1 pseudogene is annotated in these 1,801 nt (G+C 64.1%); it reads left to right on the forward strand.

Going from position 1 to position 1,801, the window contains the following annotated elements:
- Window positions 1-78: 78 nt before the first annotated feature.
- Window positions 79-1,801: pseudogene (locus tag PQR32_RS42055) on the forward strand (hypothetical protein); the annotation flags it as partial.

Here is a 1,801-nt window from a genome sequence, read left to right on the forward strand (position 1 = left end):
ATCTGTCAGGTGTACGCGAATGCAAACGCAAAAAAGTTATACGCCGTTATGACATGGCACGGATGGGCCGATGATTTCATGGCCATGACGATTGGGCGAATGTTCATGCCCCACCGTCCGTCCACCATTCTCCGAGGTGTAACCATGTCAACAACCCCGATCAGCTACACCGTTCCGCCTGCCTCGCTCCTTCGATACGACACAGGCGACACTTCTGTGCCGCACGCCCTCCGTTCACCAGGCACGCCATCGGCCGCGCCTGACCAGTCAGCCCGGCGACAGCCCGGCACCCAGGGCAATCCGCCCAGGCCGGCCACGGCGCAGTCGTTGCTGCGTCACTACTCCGCGGCGAACCGGGGGGCGCCATCGTCGACGACAGCTTCGCGCGCTGCTTCGCCGGCTGCGGCGCAGCAGTCAGGCGCCATGCCGGAGGCGCAGTTCGCCACGGACATGGTCAACCGGTACGATGGTGGCGCCCAGTCGCGCAACCATGCCGCGGACCAGAACAACACGCTCGTCACGCTCGGGACGGCAAAGTTGTCGATGACCGGCCGGCCGCCGGACCAGGCCGAAATGAACCTCGATGAGTTGCAATTCGCGGGCGCCCTGGCGCAGATGAGCGACGACAGGCGCGAGCAGTTCGCGCAGCGCGCCAACGCGTTGCGCGCGGCGTCCGCCGAGCAGTATGCCGAGATGCTGTCTTCGTTGCAGAAGGACGTCGACGGGGAACTTCTCAGCATCCAGGCTGACCCGGTGCGTCGCATGAACGCGGTATTCGACGCGCCTGTGGGTATTTCAATGCTGGGAGATGACGGTCAGCAGCAGATGGCAGCGTTGAGTGGCCAGTACGCGCAGATGAACGCGCCAGGCACAACCCCGGCGCAGCGCGAGCAGGCATTCGCCAAAGCGGTCGACATCAAGTCCCGGATGCAGGATCAGATCCTGCAGAAATCGCAGGACGTCCATGCGGCCCGGCAAAAGGACTGGTCCGAATCCACGGCCCGCGTCAACCAGATTCTCGACGACGCGGACAGATACAGTGCGGACACGATCCAGCTACCCCGCAATTCCGACGATCCACAATGGGACACGAACACGCGCAAGCCGGCCTACGCAAAAACCTTTCCGTACCAGTCCGTGATGGAGAAGCTGCTGTCGCCCGACGGCTATTCGCAGCAGGAGCGCGCCGTTTCGACGCCACGGACACTTTCGCCCGAGGATCGGGCGCGGGATCTGCTGACGTTCCAGCAAGGCATGTCGGACCCGGACTCGGACATTCACCGGCGCGTCGCGAAGCTGGAGCAGCAGGCGCTCTCGACGATGGCCCATCCCGGCACCGATCTGGACGCGGTCAGTCCACCCACGACACTCAGTGGCGTGGCGGGCCATCCGCCCGGGTACGACCAGAACTACGTGCAGAACCTCGCGGACAGCTACCGGGGTGTGCTGAAGGACATCGACCAGCAGAACCGCGCAATGCTCCGGGAACCTATCCCGGGACTGGCGGACAAGATACTGTACGGAATCGGCCGGTTTGTCGCCGACCTGTCGCCGATACCGGGCATGGACTGGTTCGCCACGCAACTGCTCGATGCCGGGTTTCCCGATCACGGCGGCCTTTCCGCTCAGGAAGTGGGACACATCGACATGGGGGCGATGCTATTCGGGCTGTTGATCGGCAGACGCGAACCGGAGGCCGGCGGTGAATTGAAACCGCCGGTCGGCGGGAACGGCAAGTCGCCAGGAAACGGACCGACGGACGGCCACCAGAACGGGAGCGGGCAGACTCAAGGTCCGCAAA

Origin of the sequence: Paraburkholderia dipogonis (assembly GCF_046027395.1) — a bacterium.
Taxonomy (GTDB): domain Bacteria; phylum Pseudomonadota; class Gammaproteobacteria; order Burkholderiales; family Burkholderiaceae; genus Paraburkholderia; species Paraburkholderia dipogonis_A.